This is a genomic window from Flagellimonas zhangzhouensis, from assembly GCF_900102925.1.
Taxonomy (GTDB): domain Bacteria; phylum Bacteroidota; class Bacteroidia; order Flavobacteriales; family Flavobacteriaceae; genus Flagellimonas; species Flagellimonas zhangzhouensis.
This window is the reverse complement of the sequence record NZ_FNKI01000002.1, coordinates 1,422,402-1,444,549: the sequence shown is the minus strand read 5'-3', so window position 1 is coordinate 1,444,549 and position 22,148 is coordinate 1,422,402. Positions and strand designations below refer to the sequence as shown.

General features: G+C 39.3%; 21 protein-coding genes and 1 pseudogene. 12 read left to right on the top strand and 10 right to left on the bottom strand.

From position 1 onward, the window contains the following. Nucleotides 1-21: 21 nt before the first annotated feature. Nucleotides 22-1,392: a tRNA uridine-5-carboxymethylaminomethyl(34) synthesis GTPase MnmE gene (gene mnmE / locus BLQ18_RS13425; protein WP_090297293.1), complete on the bottom strand. Its 1,371-nt coding sequence runs from the start codon at nt 1,390-1,392 to the stop codon at nt 22-24. An 86-nt stretch (nt 1,393-1,478) separates the two neighbouring features. On the opposite strand from mnmE, the gene BLQ18_RS13420 reads away from it, so the two are divergent. After that, nucleotides 1,479-1,841 carry a DUF4870 domain-containing protein gene (locus BLQ18_RS13420; protein ID WP_090297644.1) on the top strand — a complete coding sequence of 121 codons (363 nt, stop codon included), beginning with the start codon at nt 1,479-1,481 and terminating at the stop codon, nt 1,839-1,841. A 51-nt stretch (nt 1,842-1,892) separates the two neighbouring features. Here BLQ18_RS13420 and dnaN read toward each other — a convergent pair whose 3' ends face one another. The 5 genes from dnaN to BLQ18_RS13395 form a co-directional block, all read right to left on the bottom strand. Further along, nucleotides 1,893-3,011 carry a DNA polymerase III subunit beta gene (gene dnaN, locus BLQ18_RS13415; protein ID WP_090297288.1) on the bottom strand — a complete coding sequence of 373 codons (1,119 nt, stop codon included), beginning with the start codon at nt 3,009-3,011 and terminating at the stop codon, nt 1,893-1,895. Nucleotides 3,012-3,131: 120 nt separating this feature from the next. Next, on the bottom strand, nt 3,132-4,796 hold the full coding sequence (gene gldG, locus BLQ18_RS13410; protein WP_090297283.1) for a gliding motility-associated ABC transporter substrate-binding protein GldG: 1,665 nt from the start codon (nt 4,794-4,796) through the stop codon (nt 3,132-3,134). Next, a complete protein-coding gene (gene gldF / locus BLQ18_RS13405) occupies nt 4,796-5,527 on the bottom strand; it encodes a gliding motility-associated ABC transporter permease subunit GldF (RefSeq protein ID WP_090297280.1) in 732 nt (243 codons plus the stop codon). The genes gldG and gldF overlap by 1 nt, the downstream gene beginning before the upstream one ends. Beyond that, nucleotides 5,527-5,829, bottom strand: a complete 303-nt coding sequence (locus BLQ18_RS13400) for a putative quinol monooxygenase (protein ID WP_090297276.1) — start codon at nt 5,827-5,829, stop codon at nt 5,527-5,529. Before BLQ18_RS13400 ends, gldF begins: the two co-directional genes overlap by 1 nt. After that, on the bottom strand, nt 5,830-6,660 hold the full coding sequence (locus BLQ18_RS13395) for an SAM hydrolase/SAM-dependent halogenase family protein (protein WP_090297273.1): 831 nt from the start codon (nt 6,658-6,660) through the stop codon (nt 5,830-5,832). 120 nt (nt 6,661-6,780) lie between these two features. Here BLQ18_RS13395 and BLQ18_RS13390 point away from each other — a divergent pair, with 120 nt between their 5' ends. The 11 genes and pseudogenes from BLQ18_RS13390 to acs all read left to right on the top strand — a co-directional run bounded on the left by BLQ18_RS13390 (nt 6,781) and on the right by acs (nt 17,862). Further along, on the top strand, nt 6,781-7,740 hold the full coding sequence (locus BLQ18_RS13390; RefSeq protein WP_090297271.1) for a PhoH family protein: 960 nt from the start codon (nt 6,781-6,783) through the stop codon (nt 7,738-7,740). A 3-nt stretch (nt 7,741-7,743) separates the two neighbouring features. Beyond that, on the top strand, nt 7,744-8,697 hold the full coding sequence (locus tag BLQ18_RS13385; protein WP_417935110.1) for a phosphoribosylaminoimidazolesuccinocarboxamide synthase: 954 nt from the start codon (nt 7,744-7,746) through the stop codon (nt 8,695-8,697). A 127-nt stretch (nt 8,698-8,824) separates the two neighbouring features. Continuing rightward, nucleotides 8,825-8,914 (top strand): annotated as a pseudogene (locus BLQ18_RS17220) (transposase-like zinc-binding domain-containing protein); the annotation flags it as partial. A gap of 21 nt (nt 8,915-8,935) precedes the next feature. Next, the gene (locus BLQ18_RS13380; RefSeq protein ID WP_175443763.1) at nt 8,936-9,238 is read left to right on the top strand and encodes a helix-turn-helix domain-containing protein; all 303 of its coding nucleotides are present in this window, start codon (nt 8,936-8,938) and stop codon (nt 9,236-9,238) included. A 96-nt stretch (nt 9,239-9,334) separates the two neighbouring features. Beyond that, entirely contained in the window at nt 9,335-10,561 is a 1,227-nt protein-coding gene (locus tag BLQ18_RS13375; RefSeq protein WP_090297265.1) for a hypothetical protein, read from the top strand. An 18-nt stretch (nt 10,562-10,579) separates the two neighbouring features. After that, entirely contained in the window at nt 10,580-10,843 is a 264-nt protein-coding gene (locus BLQ18_RS13370; protein WP_090297261.1) for a DUF4212 domain-containing protein, read from the top strand. Between the two features lie 22 nt (nt 10,844-10,865). Continuing rightward, nucleotides 10,866-12,581: a sodium:solute symporter family protein gene (locus tag BLQ18_RS13365; protein ID WP_090297258.1), complete on the top strand. Its 1,716-nt coding sequence runs from the start codon at nt 10,866-10,868 to the stop codon at nt 12,579-12,581. Nucleotides 12,582-12,653: 72 nt separating this feature from the next. Continuing rightward, the gene (locus BLQ18_RS13360; RefSeq protein WP_245668123.1) at nt 12,654-12,860 is read left to right on the top strand and encodes a hypothetical protein; all 207 of its coding nucleotides are present in this window, start codon (nt 12,654-12,656) and stop codon (nt 12,858-12,860) included. Beyond that, the gene (locus tag BLQ18_RS13355; RefSeq protein ID WP_090297254.1) at nt 12,853-15,549 is read left to right on the top strand and encodes an ATP-binding protein; all 2,697 of its coding nucleotides are present in this window, start codon (nt 12,853-12,855) and stop codon (nt 15,547-15,549) included. Before BLQ18_RS13360 ends, BLQ18_RS13355 begins: the two co-directional genes overlap by 8 nt. Continuing rightward, on the top strand, nt 15,536-15,910 hold the full coding sequence (locus BLQ18_RS13350; RefSeq protein ID WP_090297250.1) for a response regulator transcription factor: 375 nt from the start codon (nt 15,536-15,538) through the stop codon (nt 15,908-15,910). Before BLQ18_RS13355 ends, BLQ18_RS13350 begins: the two co-directional genes overlap by 14 nt. 44 nt (nt 15,911-15,954) lie before the next feature. Beyond that, a complete protein-coding gene (acs, locus tag BLQ18_RS13345; RefSeq protein WP_090297247.1) occupies nt 15,955-17,862 on the top strand; it encodes an acetate--CoA ligase in 1,908 nt (635 codons plus the stop codon). A 33-nt stretch (nt 17,863-17,895) separates the two neighbouring features. Here the strand turns inward: acs and BLQ18_RS13340 are convergent, their stop codons facing one another. The 4 genes from BLQ18_RS13340 to BLQ18_RS13325 form a co-directional block, all read right to left on the bottom strand. Continuing rightward, nucleotides 17,896-18,546: a 3'-5' exonuclease gene (locus BLQ18_RS13340; RefSeq protein ID WP_090297243.1), complete on the bottom strand. Its 651-nt coding sequence runs from the start codon at nt 18,544-18,546 to the stop codon at nt 17,896-17,898. Further along, nucleotides 18,546-20,465: a DUF294 nucleotidyltransferase-like domain-containing protein gene (locus tag BLQ18_RS13335; RefSeq protein ID WP_090297239.1), complete on the bottom strand. Its 1,920-nt coding sequence runs from the start codon at nt 20,463-20,465 to the stop codon at nt 18,546-18,548. The genes BLQ18_RS13340 and BLQ18_RS13335 overlap by 1 nt, the downstream gene beginning before the upstream one ends. Before the next feature lie 101 nt (nt 20,466-20,566). Beyond that, complete coding sequence (locus BLQ18_RS13330) at nt 20,567-21,439, bottom strand: SDR family oxidoreductase (protein ID WP_217630555.1); 873 nt, start codon at nt 21,437-21,439, stop codon at nt 20,567-20,569. 51 nt (nt 21,440-21,490) lie between these two features. Beyond that, on the bottom strand, nt 21,491-22,069 hold the full coding sequence (locus BLQ18_RS13325; protein ID WP_090297232.1) for a TetR/AcrR family transcriptional regulator: 579 nt from the start codon (nt 22,067-22,069) through the stop codon (nt 21,491-21,493). Between the last annotated feature and the right edge of the window lie 79 nt (nt 22,070-22,148).

Sequence of the window (22,148 nt, the reverse complement as noted above, 5' to 3'; positions counted from 1 at the left end):
ATTTTTGTGTTGGATATAGTTTTACTTTCCGATGCAGAAATTGGCAAAAATATTCCCCAATAAATCATCTGTGGTCACACTTCCAGTAATTTCACCCAAGTGAAATAGGGCTTGTCGAATATCAATGGCCATTAAATCGCTGGAAAGCTCCATATCCATCCCCTCTTTCACCTTTTGAATTTCTTCGAGTGCTTTCAACAAAGCATCGTAATGTCGACTATTGGTAATAATGGTGCTATCACCACTCAATGCACCTGAATCTACAAGGGATAAAAGCTTTGTTTCCAGTTCGGAAATACCTGTTTTGAATTTAGCTGACAAAAAGAGCACATTTGGAATCTCCTGTTTAATTTTCTCAATTTGAGAATTGTTGAGCAAATCCATTTTGTTGCAAATGGGTAGCAATTGCTTATTCGGATACCGTGTTTGAATTTGTTTTAGTTCATTGATATCAAAATCCATCCCGTCGAATAGGTAAATAATAAGTCGGGCCTTTTCAATTTTATCGAAAGTTCGTTCAATTCCGATTTTCTCCACCACATCTTCAGTTTCACGAATTCCAGCAGTGTCAATAAATCGAAAATTGATTCCTTTAATGCTGATATGATCTTCCACAGTATCACGAGTTGTTCCCGCAATTTCACTTACAATAGCCCTTTCTTCATTTAAAAGTACATTCAAAAGGGTGGATTTTCCAACATTAGGTTGCCCAACAATAGCTACAGGAATCCCATGTTTGATTACATTTCCAAGTGCAAATGAATCAATCAATTTTTTTAAGACCTCACTGATTCTAGAAAGCAGTTCATTGAATTGGGTACGGTCCGCAAATTCCACATCTTCTTCTGAAAAATCCAATTCCAACTCAATTAATGAGGCAAAATTTAATAGCTCTTCGCGCAATTTTTGAATTTCGTTACTAAACCCACCGCGCATTTGTTGCATGGCAATATCATGCGCCGCTTCACTGTCACTGGCAATCAAATCGGCCACGGCTTCCGCCTGACTCAAATCCATTTTGCCGTTCAAAAAAGCTCTTAGGGTAAATTCCCCAGCGGATGCATTTCTGCATCCACTACGCAACAACAATTGAATAATTTGCTGTTGGATAAATGGGGAGCCATGACAAGAAATTTCAGCAACATTTTCGCCTGTATACGAATGAGGGCCTTTAAAAATGGAAACCAAAGCTTCGTCCAATATTTTGGACTCATCCACAATATTCCCCAAATGAATGGTATGGCTCTTTTGCTTCGATAGACTTTTGCCCTTAATGGATTTAAAAACGGAATCCGTAATGGAAATGGCATCTGGACCCGAAACCCGAATCACTGCAATGGCACCTGTTCCTGAAGCCGTTGCTAAGGCTACAATGTTATCTGTATGCGACATGGGCACAAAAGTACAAATTCGGCGCTGTATGTAACATTTTTGGCAATTTGTATACTAATAAGATGAATCATCAAAATCAATCAAAAATGGAAGTTATTAATGAAAAAGTGGTTAGAACGGACAATACGTTGCTTGCCATCACGCACTTGACCCAATTATTGGGTTACGCTATAGGCTTTGGAAGCCTAATTGTTCCTTTGATTATTTGGTTGTCATCTAAAGATCGAGTTGAAGGAATGGATGAACATGGAAAGTCGATTATCAACTTTCAATTGAGCCTGATACTTTACATCATCGTAAGTATTCCAGCAATTTTATTACTAGGATTAGGCATATTGGGGCTTATTGCCACAGGAATATTGGGATTTGTTTTACCGATTGTGAATGCCGTAAGAGCTTCAAATGGGGAATCTCCTTCAAATTTTATGACCATTAGATTTATAAACTAAAAAAAAGCCGAAACAATTGTTTCGGCTTTTTAAGTATGGTTGAGTAGTTATTTAATTGTTAAGCATTACTGGCATCACCAACATGGTCACGTTTTCACCCTCGTCCAAACCATCAATTGGGGTTAAGATACCAGCTCTGTTTGGTAAGCTCATTTCCAAAGAAACATCATCTGAAGTTAAATTGTTCAGCATCTCCACCAAAAATCGTGAGTTGAAACCAATCTGCATATCATCACCTTGGTAGGAGCAAGATAATCTTTCCTCGGCCTTGTTGCTGTAATCCACATCCTCGGCAGAAATATTCAACTCTGCACCCGCAATTTTAAGACGGATTTGATGTGTGGTCTTATTCGAGAAAATAGAAACCCTACGTACCGAACTCAAGAATTGGTTTCTTGAAATAGTCAATTTATTCGGGTTCTCCTTTGGAATTACCGCTTCATAGTTAGGATATTTCCCATCAATCAAACGACAAATCAATTCGGTATTGTCAAAGCTAAATTTAGCGTTACTATCGTTGTACTCAATGGTCACTTCAGATTCAGAACCAGCTAAAATCCCTTTTAAAAGGGTCAATGGTTTTTTCGGCATAATGAATTCTGCCACCTGTGAAGCTGTTACATCCTGACGTTGGTATTTTACCAATTTGTGTGCGTCGGTAGCCACAAAAGTCAAATTCTCAGGTGAAAACTGGAAAAATACGCCACTCATTACGGGGCGAAGATCATCGTTTCCTGCGGCAAAAATGGTTTTGTTGATGGCTGTTGCCAAAATATCGCCCAAAAGGGTAGTGGAGCTCGGATTGGAAACTTCCACTGCTTTGGGAAACTCAGCGCCATCGGCATAGGCCAAGGCGTATTTACCGTGGTTGGAACTGATCTCTACTGTATTATTATCCTCTACAACAAAAGTCAAAGGTTGTTCTGGAAATGTTTTTAAGGTATCCAACAACAAACGCGCTGGAACTGCAATAGTACCTATCGAGTCGGAATCCACTTCGAGCACGGTGCTCATGGTTGTTTCCAAATCAGAAGCTGAAACGATCAGCTTTGTATTGTCTAAATCAAACAAAAAATTATCTAGAATAGGCAAGGTGTTACTGTTGTTGATAACTCCTCCCAAAACCTGTAGTTGTTTTAGTAAATATGTACTGGATACGATAAACTTCATCAAAGAAAGCCTTTAGTATTGAAGCCCATTCGGTGGAAAATACCTGAAAATAGGCCTTTAGATTAGATTAAAGCAAATATATTTTAAAAGGTCTAAGTAAAGAAACAAAATTATCAACACTTAGGCGCTGAATTTACGCTTTCGGTAAAATCCAAAAAACACGCCAAAGAGTATGGTCAACACCAACGGAAGCCCAATATTCACAAACTGCCATTTCGTTTTTTGCTCGGCAATTTTCTTCACATCCAATAATGGAATGGAAACTTTTTTGTTTCGAATGTTAATAAGCCCCGTGTTATCCAATAAATAATTGGTGCTGTTCACCAAAAATTCCTTGTTGCCATAGAAGCTATTGGTCCATTTGTCATACCCCAATTCCAAAGGTCTACCATTGCGGATTTGGTTTTTGATGATATCCCCGTCGGAAATCACGATCATTTTGTTTTCAGGTCCTTCTTCCACTGTGTTTTGAAGTTTTAAAGGCTTCACACGGTTTTTGTACATGGACGTGAAACTGCCCTCAATCAATACGGCTAAAGGCAGATTTCCATTATTATAAGTGGTCTGGTCAGGCTGTTGATTAATCATATCCAGGCTGATTTGTCTCGGCACTCCGTCAGTTTTGGACAAAGGAGAACTTTGCAGTAGAACCGTTTTGTTGTAAGCGTTCTCCAACACATCCATAGGGCTGGTGAATTGCATTCTAACCGCTTCAATATTGGTGTTGATAGGGTGATTGTTCTTTGAAATCACCATAGGGTAATAAAACCAAGGCAATGGGTTGTATTGTGAATCATTTCCCTCACCTGTGGCCAAAACAATTTGGGTGAAATACAAATCGTTCACCAAAACAGGGTTGATACGAACCCCATACTTAAAGAAGAGGTCTTTTAAGTTCAATTCCCTTGGTAACGCAAAACCAGTTCCACCACCAGCATAAATGCTATCCATTTCCATGGATACTTGGTCCACCATCCAAATGGATTTCCCTCCTTGAACCATAAATTGATCCATCACATATTTTTCTTGGTCGGTAAAGGCTTCAGTCGGTTTGGCAATAATAGCAAGGTCAAAACCTTTTAATTGGTCCAGTACTTGTTGAGGATTGGTGGCAACTGAATCCAAAGTAATAGCCCCAATGTTATAATAATCTCGTATTGTGGCCAGATAATCCGCGAGATAGATATCATCCAGTTCCCCATTGCCTTTGATGACGGCCACACTCTTTTTATCGGTGATGCTCAATTTGGTGAACGCATCGGCAAAGGCATACTCCAATTGCTGCACCGAATTGTTGATGCGTTCCTCGGCAGAAGAACCCAATTTATTTTTAAGCAAAGGTACTCGTACGGTTTGCTCATTAAAGTTGACCATGGCCCATGGGAATACCATTTCGTTGGACACTTTTCCGTTTTCTTCAATGGTGACATTGGCAGGTTGTAATCCCAAACTTTGCAATTGGGCAACTGTTTCTTGTGGGTTTTCAGAGTCCTCCAAAGGGTCCACCAAATTGTATTGGATATTGCCGTTTTTGGCTTCAAATGATTCCAATAGCTGAATGGTTTCTGTCTTCAGTTTGGCAAATTCCGCAGGGATATTCCCATCCAACAACACATCAACGATTACAGGCTCGTCAAATTTTTGGGCTACCTCAATGGCAGGTTTGGATAAGGTGTATCGTTTATCTTCGGTTAAATCGAAACGAGTGTATAGAAAACTGGTTATAACGTTGAGTAAAACAACAACTACCAGGGCTTTGATTATGGATAATAGATACTTTCCCATTAGCGAGTCAATTGTTTTAAGCGTTCAAAGGTGAGATACCAAAACAGCAGCGTTAATGAAATAAAATAAATCAAATCACGGGTGTCGATAACGCCACGGGCAATACTATCGAAATGGGATTTGGCACCCATAGCCTGAATCCATTGTTGGGTTTCGCCATTTGAAAAAAGCGACGAAGCTGCATCAAACCCATTAAAAATGATGAAACATAATAAGATGCCCACCAAAAATGCAATGATTTGATTATCCGAAAGGGTAGAGGCAAAAATCCCGATAGCGGTGTAACAACTGACCAAGAAAAGCAATCCAAAATAAGAGCCTATTACCACTCCAAGGTCATAATTTCCAGAAATAATCCCTAAATCCGAAATGGCAAAAACATACACAATTGTTGGAATCACGGCAATGACACAAAGCAGAAAAGCGCCCCAAAATTTGCCCAGTACCAATTTCCAAACCGAAATGGGTTTGATCAATAAAAGCTCCAAAGTGCCCATTTTGCGTTCTTCGGAAAAACTTTTCATGGTGATGGCAGGTACCAAAAAGATGAAAATCCACGGGGCCAACAGAAAGAAATTGCTCAAATCGGCAAATCCGTAATCGAAAATATTGTACTCTCCCTTAAAGACCCACAAAAAGAGCCCGTTGAGCAATAAAAACGACCCAACGATCAAATAACCGATGGGCGATGTAAAAAAGGATCGTACCTCTCTCTTAAAAATTGCAAACATTAAGATGGGTTTGTTGATTGAATTTTATTGACGCTCCACGCTTCGGGTTTGTCGGCGAACAATATTTTGGTATTGCCCCACACCGCCTTGAAAAAATCGGATTGCCGATAGTTTTCCAAGTCAGCTTCCTTATCCCAAAAACTGTAGGTGAAAAATATACAAGGGTCTTTAATATCTTGATATAATTCTACCATGTTACAGCCCTGAAAAGCCAAAATCCCATTTTTGGATTCGTCAAACACTCGCTCAAAACTAGGAATATTTTCGGGTTTAAATGTCAGTTTTACGATGCGGATGAGCATTTATAAGAAATTTATGGTTACTGTGTCCCGATAATTCAATCCAAGGAGGGTCGAAGCACCCCCGACCGAATTTAGGTCACTTTTATAGATGGCCAGTTCAACATAGCCCGCCGAATTGAACAATGCCAAGGCATCGCCAGGACCTTTGCGCTGGTTTCTGTCCAAATCATAATTGATAATGCCGTTATAGCTTTGTTGAACTTCCTTAATTTTAGTGGTACGTGCTATAATCTCGAACGAACGGCCATTTCGATAGGCCTCAAACAAGCTTTTTTGAATATTGGTGACCACATTTCCGTAATTGTCAATGTAGATCACATTACCAGAAATGGTTTTACCCTCATTGATGACCCTGGGTTCAAAATCCCGAAGTTCCTTCAATCCTTCAAAAGGTTTTCCAATCACTTCCAATTTACCACCACGGGCAATATGGCATGCCACAGGAATAAAAATGTTCAATACGGGAAAAGAGCTTTGAATACTGTTAGGCAGGTTGATTTCCACAATTTTTTCTGGTTGCAGTTCCGAAGTGATCAATGAAATCACTCCACTGTTTGCACCCACAAAATAGTGACCATCAACCCAAACAACCAAATGCTCATTTTCAGGTGAAATTTCAGAATCTACCCCAACCACATGAACGCTTCCTTTAGGAAAGGATTGATAGGCGTTTTTTAAGATATATGCACATTCTTGAACATTGAACGGGCTTATGTTATGTGAAATATCAACAATGTTTGCATCGGGTAGACTGCTTAGTATTGCCCCTTTAACAGCACCAACATAGTGATCTTTATAGCCGAAATCTGTAGTTAAGGTTATGATTGCCATGCAATACTGTTGATATGTTTTTCCCTTCCCAAATTGATTTTTGGTTAAGTTTGTTTGGTAAAATTAGTTAAAAAAGAAAGAATATAATTCTTCAAAAACAACTGTAACACCTCACTTTTTTTGAACGAACTTGTAATTGAACTTACGGAAATAAGCCCCCAGGAATTTTTCGGGCAGCAAAATGCCAATATTGAGCTGCTGAAAAAGTACTTTCCAAAATTAAAGATTGTAGCCCGGGGCAACAAAATTAAAGTTTTCGGAGATGAAGAGCTCTTGGAGGAGTTCGATAAAAGATTCGATGAACTTACAGGTCAATTTGCCAAATACAACAAATTGGACGAAAACATGATCGAACGTGTACTTACGAGTACCAGCAAGGAAGATTACACCTCTTCCAAAAGTAGCGGTGATGTATTGGTTCACGGCGTAAGTGGCCGATTGATAAAGGCGCAAACAGCCAACCAACGACGTGTGGTGGATGCCTGTAAAAAGGACGATATGGTTTTTGCCATTGGCCCTGCTGGAACAGGAAAAACCTATACTGGGGTAGCTTTAGCTGTGAAAGCGTTGAAAGAAAAACAGGTAAGACGGATTATTTTGACCCGTCCAGCAGTGGAGGCAGGGGAGAACCTTGGTTTTCTTCCTGGGGATTTAAAGGAGAAATTGGACCCATACATGCAACCCCTTTATGATGCGTTACGAGATATGATTCCAGCAGAAAAATTGGAAAAATACATCGAGGACGGCACTATTCAGATTGCACCCATGGCCTTTATGCGAGGTCGTACCTTGGATAATGCCTTTGTGATTTTGGACGAGGCACAAAATACTACCCATGCCCAAATGAAAATGTTCTTGACCCGTATGGGGAAAAACGCCAAGTTTTTATTAACGGGTGACCCAGGACAAATTGATTTGCCACGCAGGGTGATTTCTGGACTTAAGGAAGCCCTTTTGATCCTAAAGGATGTGGATGGCATCAGTATTATTTATTTGGATGATAAAGATGTGATCCGTCACAAATTGGTGAAAAAGGTAATCGACGCATACAAGAATATTGAGCATCAAAATCAATTCTAAAAAATGGGAATGAATACATTGATGTCCACAGATTTTAACTTTCCTGGACAAAAATCTGTATACAAGGGAAAAGTTCGGGAAGTTTATACGTTAGAAAATGATGTTTTGGTGATGGTGGCCACAGACCGCCTATCCGCTTTTGATGTGGTGATGCCCAAGGGAATCCCTTATAAAGGGCAAATCCTAAATCAAATTGCCACCAAAATGATGAAAGATACCGAAGATATTGTTCCCAATTGGTTAATGGCGACCCCAGACCCAAACGTAGCGGTAGGGAAAGCCTGTGAACCTTTTAAGGTAGAAATGGTGATTCGTGGTTATATGTCTGGCCACGCAGCACGGGAGTATAAAGCGGGTAAAAGATTGCTTTGTGGAGTTCCCATGCCTGAGGGAATGCAAGAGAACGATAAGTTTCCTGAACCCATTATTACTCCAGCTACCAAAGCTGAAAAAGGAGATCATGACGAGGATATTTCCAAAGAAGATATTTTAAAAAGAGGTATTGTTTCCAAAGAAGATTATGAAATTTTGGAAAAATATACCCACGCCCTTTTTCAAAGAGGAACTGAAATTGCCGCAAAAAGAGGACTTATACTAGTGGATACTAAATATGAGTTCGGTAAAACCAAGGATGGGGAAATCGTTTTGATTGACGAAATCCACACACCAGATTCATCACGATACTTTTATGCTGAGGGATATGAAGAGCGTCAAGAAAAGGGCGAAGCTCAAAAACAATTGTCCAAAGAATTTGTGAGACAATGGTTGATTTCCAATGGTTTTCAAGGGTTGGAGGGGCAAACTGTTCCTGAAATGTCAGACGAATACATTGAATCCGTTTCCAACCGATATATTGAGTTGTATGAGAATATCACAGGAGAGAAATTCGTGAAAAGTGATATCTCCAGCCTTCAAGAACGTATTCTTGCCAATGTTACTACATATTTGGCAAAATAACCACCATAATTTATGGACTGACCAATAAACTAAAGGGAATTTTATTAATTCCCTTTTTTTATTGTTATGAAAATGACAAATATTTAAAGCTAAATTGATATATTTATGCTAATTAAGTATATCAGTTATGGAAAGCTGTCCAAATTGTTCCTCCACCGAGTTTACAAAAGCTGGAATTATTAAAGAAAGGCAACGTTTTAAATGCAAGGCTTGCGGTTACTACTTTACTGTTCCCAAAATGGGAAAACAAATCGATGATTATTTTGTAAACAAGGCATTACAACTGTATTTGGAGGGATTGACTTATCGTGAAATCGAACGTATTTTGGGTGTTTCGCATGTATCAGTAATGAACTGGGTTCGAAAATACAATATTAAACGTCCGTATAATTCTAAGTACCATCCTACCTACAAAATTTTGAATCATACAGAGCTTCAAAAATACTTTCAGAATCCAGAAAACTTAAAAGGTGCAGGTCAATTGGTCACTGAACTAGGTGATAAGTTTATGCTTATAAAATGGGACCGATTTAAAGATTAAGTATATAAAATTAACGGAAACATATATAGTTTTTTATTTCAGAACAAATTTTTAGGATGTTCGTAGAGCACATAACTCTCTAACATCCAAACTGAAATGAAGAAAATCCTAATTGGAATGGCATTTTGCCTTTTGTTCGTTCCCAAATCATTTTCACAAGGAAACACCGAATATACCGGTGGTTTTAAAATCAATTTTAACGAAGATGGATCTAAATATCTTCGTATGATCGCATGGGGACAATTTTGGGCCCAGTACAACGACAACGCACCAGAGGATCAAAGCGATATTAACTTAAGTGTTCGTAGAGCCCGTTTGTTGACCTTTACTCAGTTGAACAACAAATTCTTGATTCTGTCCCATTTTGGGTTGAACAGTTTAAATGGAAGCAACCTTAGCCCGACAGGGAAAGGTGAATCTTCCCAATTGTTCTATCATGCCTTTTGGGGTGAATGGAAGGTCGCCAAAAACTTCTATGCTGGAACGGGTCTGCACTATTGGAACGGTATTTCCCGTTTGAACAACAGTAGCACCCTCAACTTTATGACCTTGGACAATAACCGTCAATCATGGGCAGTATTGGGACTAAGTGACCAATTTGCTCGTCATTTAGGTGTTTATGTTAAAGGACGCGTGGGACGCTTGCAATATCGCGTTTCCTATAACGAAGCCATAACAAACACCTTGGATGCTGCCAATGATCCTTCCCCCAATGGAAGGGCGGTCTATCGTGGCCGTGAACTGTTGGGCTCCGCCGACGCAGGAAAAGTGTTTCAAGGATATTTTGATTACCAATTCTTGGATGAAGAATCAAATTTTCTGCCCTACAAAGTGGGCACCTACCTAGGAAGTAAAAAAGTATTCAACGTCGGTGCTGGATTCTTGACCCATAAAAATGGGGTAGTGGTTATGGACGGCGCTGGTAATTTGGAAGGTGAAAATGTAAACATATTTGCAATCGATGCCTTTTACGATGCTCCACTTGGAGAAGATGGTTCTGCAATAACTGCCTATGGGGTATTTCAAAATAACGATTATGGTCGTAACTTCAACCTTGGACCCTATGGTACTGGAAACATGATATATGGACATGTAGGCTATTTAATTCCAAGTGCTCCAGATAAGTCTAGAATTCAACCTTATCTATCATACCAAACCAGAACCATAGATGCCATAGATGCCAATGCCACACGGTTAGGATTGGGTATCAATCTTTTTATGACTGGACACCATTCCAAGTTAACACTGGAATATGCAAATTCAAAAGTGGGAAACGGGGATAGTAATGGTATTATCACATTGCAAGCACAGATTTATTTATAACTAAACAACCAACAAATTATGTCAGAAAAACAAAAAAAGGCTACGGCCTATTGGAAAGAGAACCTGAGATACTTGGTCATTCTACTGGTCATATGGTTCTTGGTCTCCTACGGAGCAGGTATCATCTTCAAAGATGCTTTGAACAACATTAAAATTGGCGGATTTAAACTTGGGTTTTGGTTCGCACAACAAGGTTCTATTTATGTATTTGTCATCCTCATTTTCGTGTACGTACGCCTGATGAACAAATTGGACAAAAAATACGGATACAACGAAGATTAACTAACCAACAAAATTTACAATTATGAGTGAAGAACAAATATGGACCTATGTATTGGTCGCACTATCATTCGGACTTTATATAGGAATTGCGATTTGGTCGCGAGCAGGTTCCACAAAAGAATTTTATGTTGCAGGTGGAGGAGTTTCTCCATTGGCCAACGGAATGGCAACTGCAGCGGATTGGATGTCAGCAGCCTCGTTTATCTCTATGGCAGGGATAATTTCCTTTGCTGGGTACGATGGAGCTGTTTACTTGATGGGATGGACAGGTGGCTATGTACTTTTAGCCTTGTTACTGGCACCATACTTAAGAAAATTCGGAAAATTTACCGTACCCGATTTTATCGGAGAACGCTACTATTCCAAAACCGCACGGGTCGTGGCCGTTATTTGTGCCTTGATCGTTTCCTTTACCTATGTGGCAGGACAGATGCGAGGAGTTGGGATAGTATTTTCAAGATACCTTGAAGTTGATATCAATACTGGGGTAGTAATAGGAATGGTGATAGTATTGTTCTATGCTGTTCTTGGTGGAATGAAAGGAATCACCTATACCCAGGTAGCGCAATATTGTGTATTGATTTTCGCCTTTATGGTGCCTGCAATTTTTATTTCCATTCAAATGACAGGGAATCCCATTCCTCAACTAGGTTTTGGAAGTACATTATCTGATGGTTCAGGTACCTATCTTTTAGATAAATTGGATGGTCTTTCCACCGAATTGGGATTTGCGGAATATACCGATGGCTCTAAAAGTTTGGTCGATGTATTTGCCATTACCCTTGCATTAATGGTGGGTACTGCAGGATTACCTCACGTAATTGTTCGCTTTTTTACCGTAAAACGAGTTCGTGATGCCAGAAAATCGGCAGGATTGGCCCTGTTGTTCATTGCAATTTTATACACCACAGCACCTGCAGTGGCGGTATTTGCAAGAACAAACCTGATTGAAACCGTAAGTGGTAAAGAATACGATAAAATGCCCGAGTGGTTCAGTCGTTGGGAGAAAACAGGCTTGATCGGTCATGAGGATAAAAACGGTGACGGTAAAATTCAATATGTAGCATCGCCAGAGGTAAACGAACTTACCGTAGATCGTGATATTATGGTGTTGGCGAATCCAGAAATAGCAGACTTACCTGCTTGGGTGATTGGATTAATCGCGGCAGGTGGACTTGCGGCTGCACTATCTACTGCAGCGGGTCTATTGTTGGTGATATCATCTTCAGTTTCCCATGATTTAATTAAAAACGTATTGAAACCAGACCTTTCTGAAAAAGGGGAGCTTTGGGCAGCAAGACTTTCAGCTGCAGTAGCTGTTGTAATTGCGGGTTACTTCGGAATCAATCCACCAGGCTTTGTGGCAGCGGTGGTCGCCCTGGCCTTTGGTTTGGCTGCAGCATCGTTCTTCCCAGCTATTATTTTGGGGATTTTCTATAAGAAGATGAACAGTAAGGGCGCTGTTTCAGGAATGATCGTTGGTCTTTGTTTGATGCTGTTCTACATGTTAAAATTCAAGTTTGGAATATTTGACGGAGGAAAGGATGCCGTAGCTGGACTTCAAGAAAGCTGGTGGTTTGGTGTTTCGCCTGAAGGTTTCGGTACCATTGCCATGATTGTCAACTTTATCGTGGCCATAGTAGTGAACCAATTCACACCAGAGCCACCTGAAGAAGTACAAGAAATTGTGGAGCACATAAGAATTCCTAGTGGTGCTGGAGAAGCAGCGTCGCATTAATTTAGTTGGTTGTGAAAAAACGGTGCGGGCTTATTTTACCGCGCCGTTTTTTGTAATTTTAAGACGCGGACCATGCAGATAAAAATGAAGAAAAGGCATCAGCAGAAATTGATTCTTATTTCCATCGTACTGTTCTTTTTATGGAATGTGCCTTTTGTCACCATTTTTGATGGTGATGCCCACTTATTTGGTTTCCCTATTTTCTATGTGTTCATTTTTTTTAGTTGGTTGATTTCCATTATTCTCACCTATATTATTCTAAAAAAGTTCTATGAATAATTATACCATAGGACTGGTCATCATCTTGTATTTGGCTATGCTTTTTGTGTTGGCTTATTTCGCCGAAAAGAACAAAAAGAGCAAATGGACCAACAATCCGTATGTGTATACCCTTTCCTTGGCAGTGTATTGTACCGCTTGGACCTATTATGGAAGTGTTGGGATAGCATCAAGCTCGGGTATAAGTTTTTTGCCCGTTTATTTGGGGCCTGCAATAGCCCTTCCCTTATGGATCGTTTTAATGAGGAAGGTCATCCGAATTTCCAAACAGCATAAAATATCCAGTATCGCAGATTTTATTTCCATGCGATACGGTAATAACCGACAATTGGGGGCATTGGTAACCATAACCAGTTTGTTTGCCATTATTCCTTACATTTCTCTACAGCTTAAAGCTGTTTCAGAAACCTTCTCTTTGATATCAGTAAAAGGAAGCTATGAATCCACAGGTTTTTTTGATGATTCCACCTTTTATATAGCCTTGTTGATTGCCGTTTTTGTAGCATTTTATGGCACATTGTCCTCAGATGCATCCCAACATAAAAAAGGAATTATTGCAACTGTAGCTGTTGAATCTATTTTAAAGTTGTGCTTTTTCTTGGCCATAGGTATTTATGTTTCGTTTTACTTATTTGATGGCACTACGGATATTTACAATCAAGCAAGTCTTCAAGAAAATTTCGAGCAATTGACATCCTTCGGAAGTATTGAAAATGGATTCAATTGGCTTTTTACCATTTGCTTGTCCATTTTTGCCATTTTTTTATTGCCAAGACAGTTCCATGTAGCCGTTGTGGAGAATGACAATGAAAGCTACCTAAAGAAAACCATTTGGTTGTTTCCCTTGTATCTTTTGCTCTTCAATATATTCGTGATTTTTATTGCATGGGCAGGTAACATCAATCTACCAGATACCGTGAACCATGATTATTATTCGCTTTTACTGCCATTACAACAAGATAATTACGGTTTGGCCTTTCTTGTTTTTATTGGTGGTTTTACCACAGTGATTTCCATGATTGTGGTGTCAACTTTGGCGTTGTCCACAATGGTGAGCAACAATATTGTGATTCCCTATGGATTTATAAAAACCCTGGTAGAAGGTAACCCTGAAGAAAATACCAAACGCATCAAAAATATCCGCAGGATGGCAATATTTCTGGTGATAATCATTGCCTATTTCTTTTATATCCGCTTTTCTGTACAGTTCTCGCTTTATTCCATTGGGTTGATTTCCTTTGTTATTATTTCTCAATTGGCCCCATCTTTCTTTTTGGGTCTTACCTGGCGAAGGGGAACCGCTAGGGGAGCCGAGATTGGCATCTTGGTCGGATTGGTCATTGTTTTTTACACTTTGTTTCTACCCATTATCAGCCAAGCAGTAATGCCCGAAGTAAAATTTGTTGAAGAAGGATTGTTTGGTCAGGCTTGGTTGCAACCTGCGCATTTATTTGGGCTAAATTATTTAACGCCAGAGAGCAATGCTTTTCTGTGGAGTTTATCTTTTAATACCCTCACTTTTGTTGGGTTTTCATTGCGTACAAAAGGCAATTACAGAGAGCGTAACTATGCGGAGATGTTTGTGAACCATGAGAATTATGGGAATCTTCAAGAAGGTGGTTTTATTTGGAAAGGGGAGGCCTATGTTGCAGACATCAAAAGGTTATTGATTCGATTTTTAGGAGAGCAACGTACCAATAGGGCGCTTCGCCTATTTAACAATAAATATAATATTTCCGAAACCGAAGAACGTGCCGATGCCCGTTTGATTAATTTCTCAGAGAAACTGTTAACGGGAACCATTGGAAGTGCCTCGGCCAAAATTCTGTTGGCCTCAGTTTCTAAAGAAACGCCCATTAGTTTGGTGGAAGTGCTCAATATTTTGGAGGAAAGTAAAGAGACCAAAGCGACCAATAAATTGCTTCGCGAAAAGTCGGAAGAACTTTCAGCTATGGCCAAACAATTAAAAGGAGCCAATGAGGAACTAAGAATTCAAGATAAATTAAAAGACGAGTTTTTAGATACGGTTGCGCATGAGCTGAAAACACCGATAACTTCCATAAAAGCAGCCTCAGAAGTTTTGGAAGACCCAGATATGCCCATTGAACTCAGAAATCAATTTTTGCAAAATATCACCAGAGATACGGACAGGTTAGATACTTTGATTCATAATATTCTGGATTTGGAAAAGTTGGCGAGCAATAGCACCGAATTGGACCTTCAAACCTATTTTGTTCATCAAACCATTCAAAAGGCGGTAAATGGAGTAGAGCAGATTGCAAAAAGGAAAAATGTAAAAATTAAGGTCAAAGCTTCCGAAGATGTCAAAGCAACGTACGATGAAGACCGAATTATACAAGTTTTAACGAATTTAATTTCTAATTCCCTTAAATTTACAGAACCTCGTATCGGGAAGATTAAAATTCATCTTGAAGAGCATAAAAGCGACTTTTTTATTGTTGTGGAAGACAATGGAAGGGGTATTCCAGACGAGGACAAAGAGTACATCTTTGAAAAATTCTATCAATCAAAAAATCAGAATATCAAAAAACCGCAAGGAAGTGGTTTGGGATTGGCTATCTGCAAAAAAATTGTGGAAAGTCATAACGGTTCCATTTGGGTAGACAAAAAAGCCAAGAAAGGAACCCGAATGATATTTTCAATACCAAAGGAGAATGAAACAACATAAAATACTAATAGTAGACGATGAGCCTAATATTGTGATGACCCTGGAGTATGCCTTTAAAAAGAAGGATTTTGGGGTGTTTATTGCCCGCGATGGCACGGAAGCTCTGGATATTGCAAAAAAGGAAAAACCAGATGTGATCTTATTGGATATTATGATGCCTGAAATGGATGGTTTTGAAACCCTTAAACATGTTCGCAGCAACAATGAACTAAGTCACACCAAAGTGGTGTTTCTATCGGCAAAAAATAAAGAAAAGGATATTGAAAAAGGGTTGAAACTTGGCGCAGATGCCTATATGACCAAACCTTTTTCTATTAAAAAAGTGATTGCAGATGTAGAACAGCTTATCACCGAAAAATAGAATTAAAACAATAAATAATATACAATTTAACTAAACTAACTTTCATGAGTAATTATCATATTAAGCACTTGGAGGAGTATTTTCAGGTGTACCGAAAATCGGTTAGAAATCCAGAAGGTTTTTGGGAAGAAGTGGCCGAAGAGCATTTCCATTGGAGAAAAAAATGGGATACAGTTTTGGAATGGGATTTTTCTAAACCCGAAATCAGTTGGTTCAAAGGAGCAAAACTGAACATTACTGAAAACTGTATCGACCGTCATCTTCGCATTCGTGGTGATAAGACCGCTATTCTTTTTGAACCCAACGACCCTAATGAAGAAGCTGAACATATTACATACAGTCAATTGCATGAGCGCGTATGTAAATATGCCAATGTGTTGAAAGATCAAGGCGTAAAAAAAGGAGATCGGGTGGTGATTTATTTACCTATGATTCCTGATTTGGCGATTGCCCTTTTGGCTTGTGCAAGAATTGGAGCCATTCACTCGGTTGTTTTTGCTGGTTTTTCATCCACTGCACTGGCAACCCGAATTAATGATTGTGGGGCCACTACGGTACTTACTTCTGATGGATCCTTTAGAGGCAGTAAAACCATCGACCTTAAAAAAATTGTAGACGATGCTTTGGAAGATTGTCCAGATGTAAAAACTGTTTTGGTAACCAAAAGAACGGGTGCCGATGTTGGCATGAAAGAAGGTCGTGATCAATGGATTCAACCTTTGTTGGATAAAGCTTATTCGGATTGTGTTCCTGAAATTATGGATGCCGAGGACCCATTGTTTATTCTGTATACTTCTGGGTCAACAGGTCGCCCTAAAGGGATGGTGCATACCACAGGAGGTTACATGGTGTATACGGCTTATACGTTTAAAAATGTGTTCCAATACCGTGAAGAAGATGTGTATTGGTGTACTGCGGATATTGGATGGATTACGGGGCACTCTTATATAGTCTATGGTCCTTTGGCCAATGGAGCCACCACGGTAATGTTTGAGGGTGTACCTTCTTATCCAGATTTTGGACGTTTTTGGGAAGTAGTTCAAAAGCATCAAGTAACACAGTTTTATACCGCACCAACAGCCATTCGTGCTTTGGCCAAAGAGAATTTGGATTTTGTCACAAAATTCAACCTGACATCTCTAAAGGTTTTAGGAACGGTAGGGGAGCCCATAAACGAGGAAGCATGGCACTGGTACAACGATCACGTAGGTGAAAAAAAATGTCCGATTGTGGATACATGGTGGCAAACGGAAACTGGAGGAATCTTGATTTCACCTATTCCGTATTCCACGCCAACCAAACCAACTTATGCTACCTTGCCCATGCCAGGAATTCAGCCAGCTTTAATGGATGAAAATGGCAAGGAAATCAAAGGAAATCAGGTCGATGGTCGTTTGTGCATCAAATATCCTTGGCCTTCCATTGCAAGAACTATTTGGGGCAATCACCAACGGTATAAAGAAACTTATTTCTCCGCTTTCGATAATATGTATTTTACTGGTGATGGTGCTTTACGTGATGAGGTAGGGTATTACCGAATCACAGGTAGGGTAGATGATGTGATTATCGTATCAGGACACAATTTGGGTACTGCACCTATTGAGGATGCCATTAACGAGCACCCAGCGGTTGCCGAATCTGCCATTGTTGGATTCCCACATGATATTAAAGGAAATGCCCTTTACGGTTACATTATTCTAAAAGAAACAGGGGAAACCCGTAACCGTGAGAATTTGAGCAAGGAGATCAACCAATTGATCACGGAGCATATTGGCCCAATTGCCAAGTTGGATAAAATTCAATTTGTTCCAGGTCTTCCTAAAACCCGTAGTGGTAAGATCATGAGAAGAATCTTGAGAAAAATAGCTTCCAAAGACACCAGTAATCTGGGTGATACCTCCACTTTATTAAATCCAGAAGTGGTAGAGACCATTATGAAGGAAAGCTTATAAATGGATTTTGGTTAATTAATGTTGAAGGACCTTCTATCTAAGGAGGTCCTTTATTTTTTGCGGTTTTAACTTCTCAATGGTACGCAAAAAGGCAATGGCCGTAATAAAGGCATCTCCCAAGGCGGTATGTCTATCTTTTCGGGAAATACTGAACTTTTTGGCCAAATCATCAAGCGTATAGCGCTCCTTTTTTTGAACCACGGTAGAAATCAACAGCGTTCGAATATAAAGTGATTCTGTATCCAAAGTTTTATTTTTCAGCTTGGGTAGCCCATTTCGTTTTAAGGCTGCATTGATCATATTAATGTCGAACATCACATGGTGACCAACCAATATGTGGTTTTTTGCGTACACCAAAAATTGCTTTAAAGCCTCGAGCTCTGACATCAAATCTCGTTTACTTTTTTTCAGGATTCCATGGATTTCTGCACTATCCGAATCGTAGTGTTCTTGTTCAATGTAGACTTCAAAACTATCCTTCACAACAATATTGTTGTCCAAAAGTTTTAAGGCCCCAATGCAAAGCATTCGGTCTCGAGTCAAACTAAAACCAGTAGTTTCCGTATCCAATACCACAAACGTATTTTCAGGGATACTATCAGGAAGCTTTTCGTTGAAATGTTCCTCGTATTCCCACCAAAAATCGGGAAGCTCCAGTTGCTTTTTCTTAGTGAATGGCCACATTAGCGCAAGAGGTTTTTAACTTGGAATCGCACTTCAATCAATGATTGAATATCCTTTATGGTCTTAAAAGTTCGTTTGAGTTTTATTTTTTCTTCCTTGTTCAATTGGTCCAAAGCAATGTATCGACCTGAATCGTTGTGCAATAAACCTTGTCGGGTTCTAAATTTGAGCAAAGCTTTGCTGGCATAGGAGCAGGCTAAATACAATTCTTTGTTGTTGGGTTCCAATTCCGCCAACTTTTCATAGCGTTCTGCTGTATTGTTGATGGATTTAATGGAATGTGATAAAATCAATACCCGAGCCGCGTCGATTATGGGCATAAGCGCCCGTAGTTTTAAATCGAAAAAGTCTTTGTGTTCCCCATCTTGTTCCACCAAAAAATCCCGAAAGAATCCTGAAGGGGAAGGATTTTGCAATGCACCACTTGCCAAATGGGTGAAGAATTGAGGATAGTGGTTAGCATGATCAAAAATACTGTGCGAAAGCTCATCCGCAAGTGCTTTTTCTCCATAGGTTACATTATAATCAAAAAAGATGGAGGACAATAAAATTTCATCAGGTCCTGGATTGTGAATCCAATGTGCGGTTACATTTTTCCATTCAGTTAAACTATGGCACCAAGAGCGGTTGGAGGCCATCATGTCCGCTGGGCAATATTCAAATCCGATGGTGTTGAGCATTTTGGAAATGCGTTCCCCTAGTTTAATAAAATAGCTTCGGGTTTCTTCCAATTTTTCATCTGGAACATCTTCAAAAATAACGGCATTGTCTTGGTCTGTGTTCAATAATTGTTCTCCCCGACCTTGACTCCCCATACTTAACCAAGTAAACTTCACAGGAGGTTCTTCATCCATTTTGGATAAGGCAATTTGTACCACTTGTTTTGTGGAGGCATCATTAAGTTCCGAAATAATTTTAGAGACCAATCCCAAAGGGATGTTTTGGTCTAAATAGCCCTGTAAAAGATTCATGATACCATGTCTGATACTCCGCAATCGTTTGGCATCGGTGGCTCGTTTTATGGCACGTAGCAGTACAGCTGGGTTATTTCCCACAGCGACCATAATATCGTGCTTGGACAAAATTCCAACTGATTTTGATTCCGTAGTACCGTCTTCTGTTAATATTAAATGGCTAATGTTGCTCTTCATCATGGCCATTTGGGATTGTGCCAATGTTAATTCTTTAGGATAGGTGATAATGGGGGATGACATGATGGATTTGGCTGTTGCCGTAATGGGAAATAATCCTGTAGCCACCTTCTTTCTTAAATCTTTGTCAGTGATAATCCCTAAAGGGAGGTTATCTTTTTCCACCAAAATACTGCTCACATTGTGCTTGGTCATTAAATCTGCAATGGTCTTAATTTTGGTTCCTTCTTTGCAAGTAATAAGTTGGGTGGAATATTTTATGGGCTGGAGGTCCAATATTTTATTGGTGGAATAGCGTTCTGCTGCCTCGTTGTCTCCGTATAATTTACCACGATGTTTAATGGAGTAGGGGTTACCAGTGTTAGATGCAAAGCTTTCGATCAAAAAGTTCCCGATACGCTTGTTTTCGAGTGCCAAGGGTTTAAAATCCTTGATAGGAACTGCATACAAGATGGTTTCTTCGTAGGCCTTGGCTTCTAATTTATAGTTTTCATTCGCCAATAACGGACGCAAACCAAATACATCACCCTCATCGCAAATATCCAAAATTTGACTTTGGCCAGTTTTTGAAAGCGCCACGGCCCCTTTATTTACCACATAAAAATGGGTATGTGGATTTTCATTTTGGGAAAAAACAACTGTATTGGTCTCCTTGTGAATAATTACCACCTCAAGGGAAAGTTGTTCCAGCTGTTTTGCCTCCATGGCATTAAAGGGAGGGTAGTTTTTTAGAAAGTCGGCAATGCGTTCGGAAATGGTGTTTTTCATGGTATCCTAAATGTAAGGGTAAATTCTAAAATTGAGAATTCCTTAAACAAAAAAAGACCACTTTAAAAGTGGCCTTTTGGATAGCATAAAATTGCATATTTCTATTCGGTAACCAAGTAAACCGATTTCAATGATTCCACTAGTTCTTGTTGAGGATCTATACTTGCTGCATTGATAATACCAACTCCCATGTCATGACCAACTGTGGTTCTTAATGGGCGTTTGACTTCCATATTTATTAGTGATAAAATTTCATCCGCAATGTTTTGAGCGTTGGTGGCATCCTCTTGTTGGGCAAACATTCCTTCAAACATACCCAAAAGTCGGTCTCTTCCTGTTGCCAAATTTCCATATTGCCCAAGTACTTGCTCATCGGAGGGTTTAGGGGCACTGTGGATTAAATTGGTACCGTGTCCTCCAGGTTCAACCAATACCGCCTCAATACCAAATGGTTCCAATTCATAGTGCATAGATTCTGTATAAGCTTCCAGAGCAAATTTACTAGCACAATACACCCCAAAATATGGAATGGCAATTCTACCAGCATTTGAGCTAATATTGATGAATAATCCAGATTTTTGCTCTCTCATAAAAGGTAGGGCAGCACGCATAACTCTTGCAGGACCGTAAACGTTAACATCCATGCAACGCTGGTAATCTTCAATGGTAAACGCTTCGGTTAATCCCACGGGCATAATGCCAGCATTATTTATTACAACGTCCAATTTATTACCTGTTGCTATGGTTTTAATTGCATGATTAACCGATTCTTCGTCGGTAACATCCATTTCAATCACCTTAATATGTACACTCTTTTCTTTGGCGTAATTTTCCAAGATTTGAGCTTCTTCTTTATTTTTTCCTTGTGTACCACGCATAGCAGCAAACACCTGGTGTCCCTCTCGCGCCAAAGTTTTAACTGTTAAGAGCCCAATTCCTCTACTAGCTCCTGTAATTACAATTGTTTTATTCATGATGATAAAAATTTAAAATAGACCAGTCGTCTATATTTTGATTAAAAAAATTTATATTAGTATTTGTGTTTTTAAAATTGCCACAAAGCTTTTCATTGGAGTAAGATCTTTAGTCACTTTAGTCCTAAGAATAGCACCTTCCCAGCTGTTGACAATAAAATCAGCCAATTGTTCCAAATCTTTACCCGATGAAATTTCCTTTTGTTCCTCTGCTTCTTTTAGACAAATGAGAAATATATTTCTCATTTTAATAAATTGTTGTTCCAGTATCTTTGAAAAGGTATAATTATTACCAGCTAATTCATTACTACAATTTCCCAATAGGCAACCTTCAGAAAAGTTGTTACTTATATAGACATTTTGGACATCTGAAAAAAGATTAAAAATCCTGGTTAAAGGTGAATATTGGGTTTGGGTAAGGAACGATTCGATATAGTTCAAGGTGTCTGTCGCATACTTCTGGATTACTTGTAAACCGAAGTCTTCCTTGCTTTTAAAATAGTGGTAAAATGATCCTTTTGGTACTCCAACTTGGTTCAATACTTCTTGAATACCAATGCCATTGTACCCCTTTTGAGCTATTATTTGTGTACCAATTGCTAAAATTCTATCCTTCGTTTCAACCTTCATAAGAACAAATATAGTAGAATTAGACCAGTCGTCTATATTTTTAACTGTTTCTTAAGTATAAATGTTTTAGGGGTTTAAA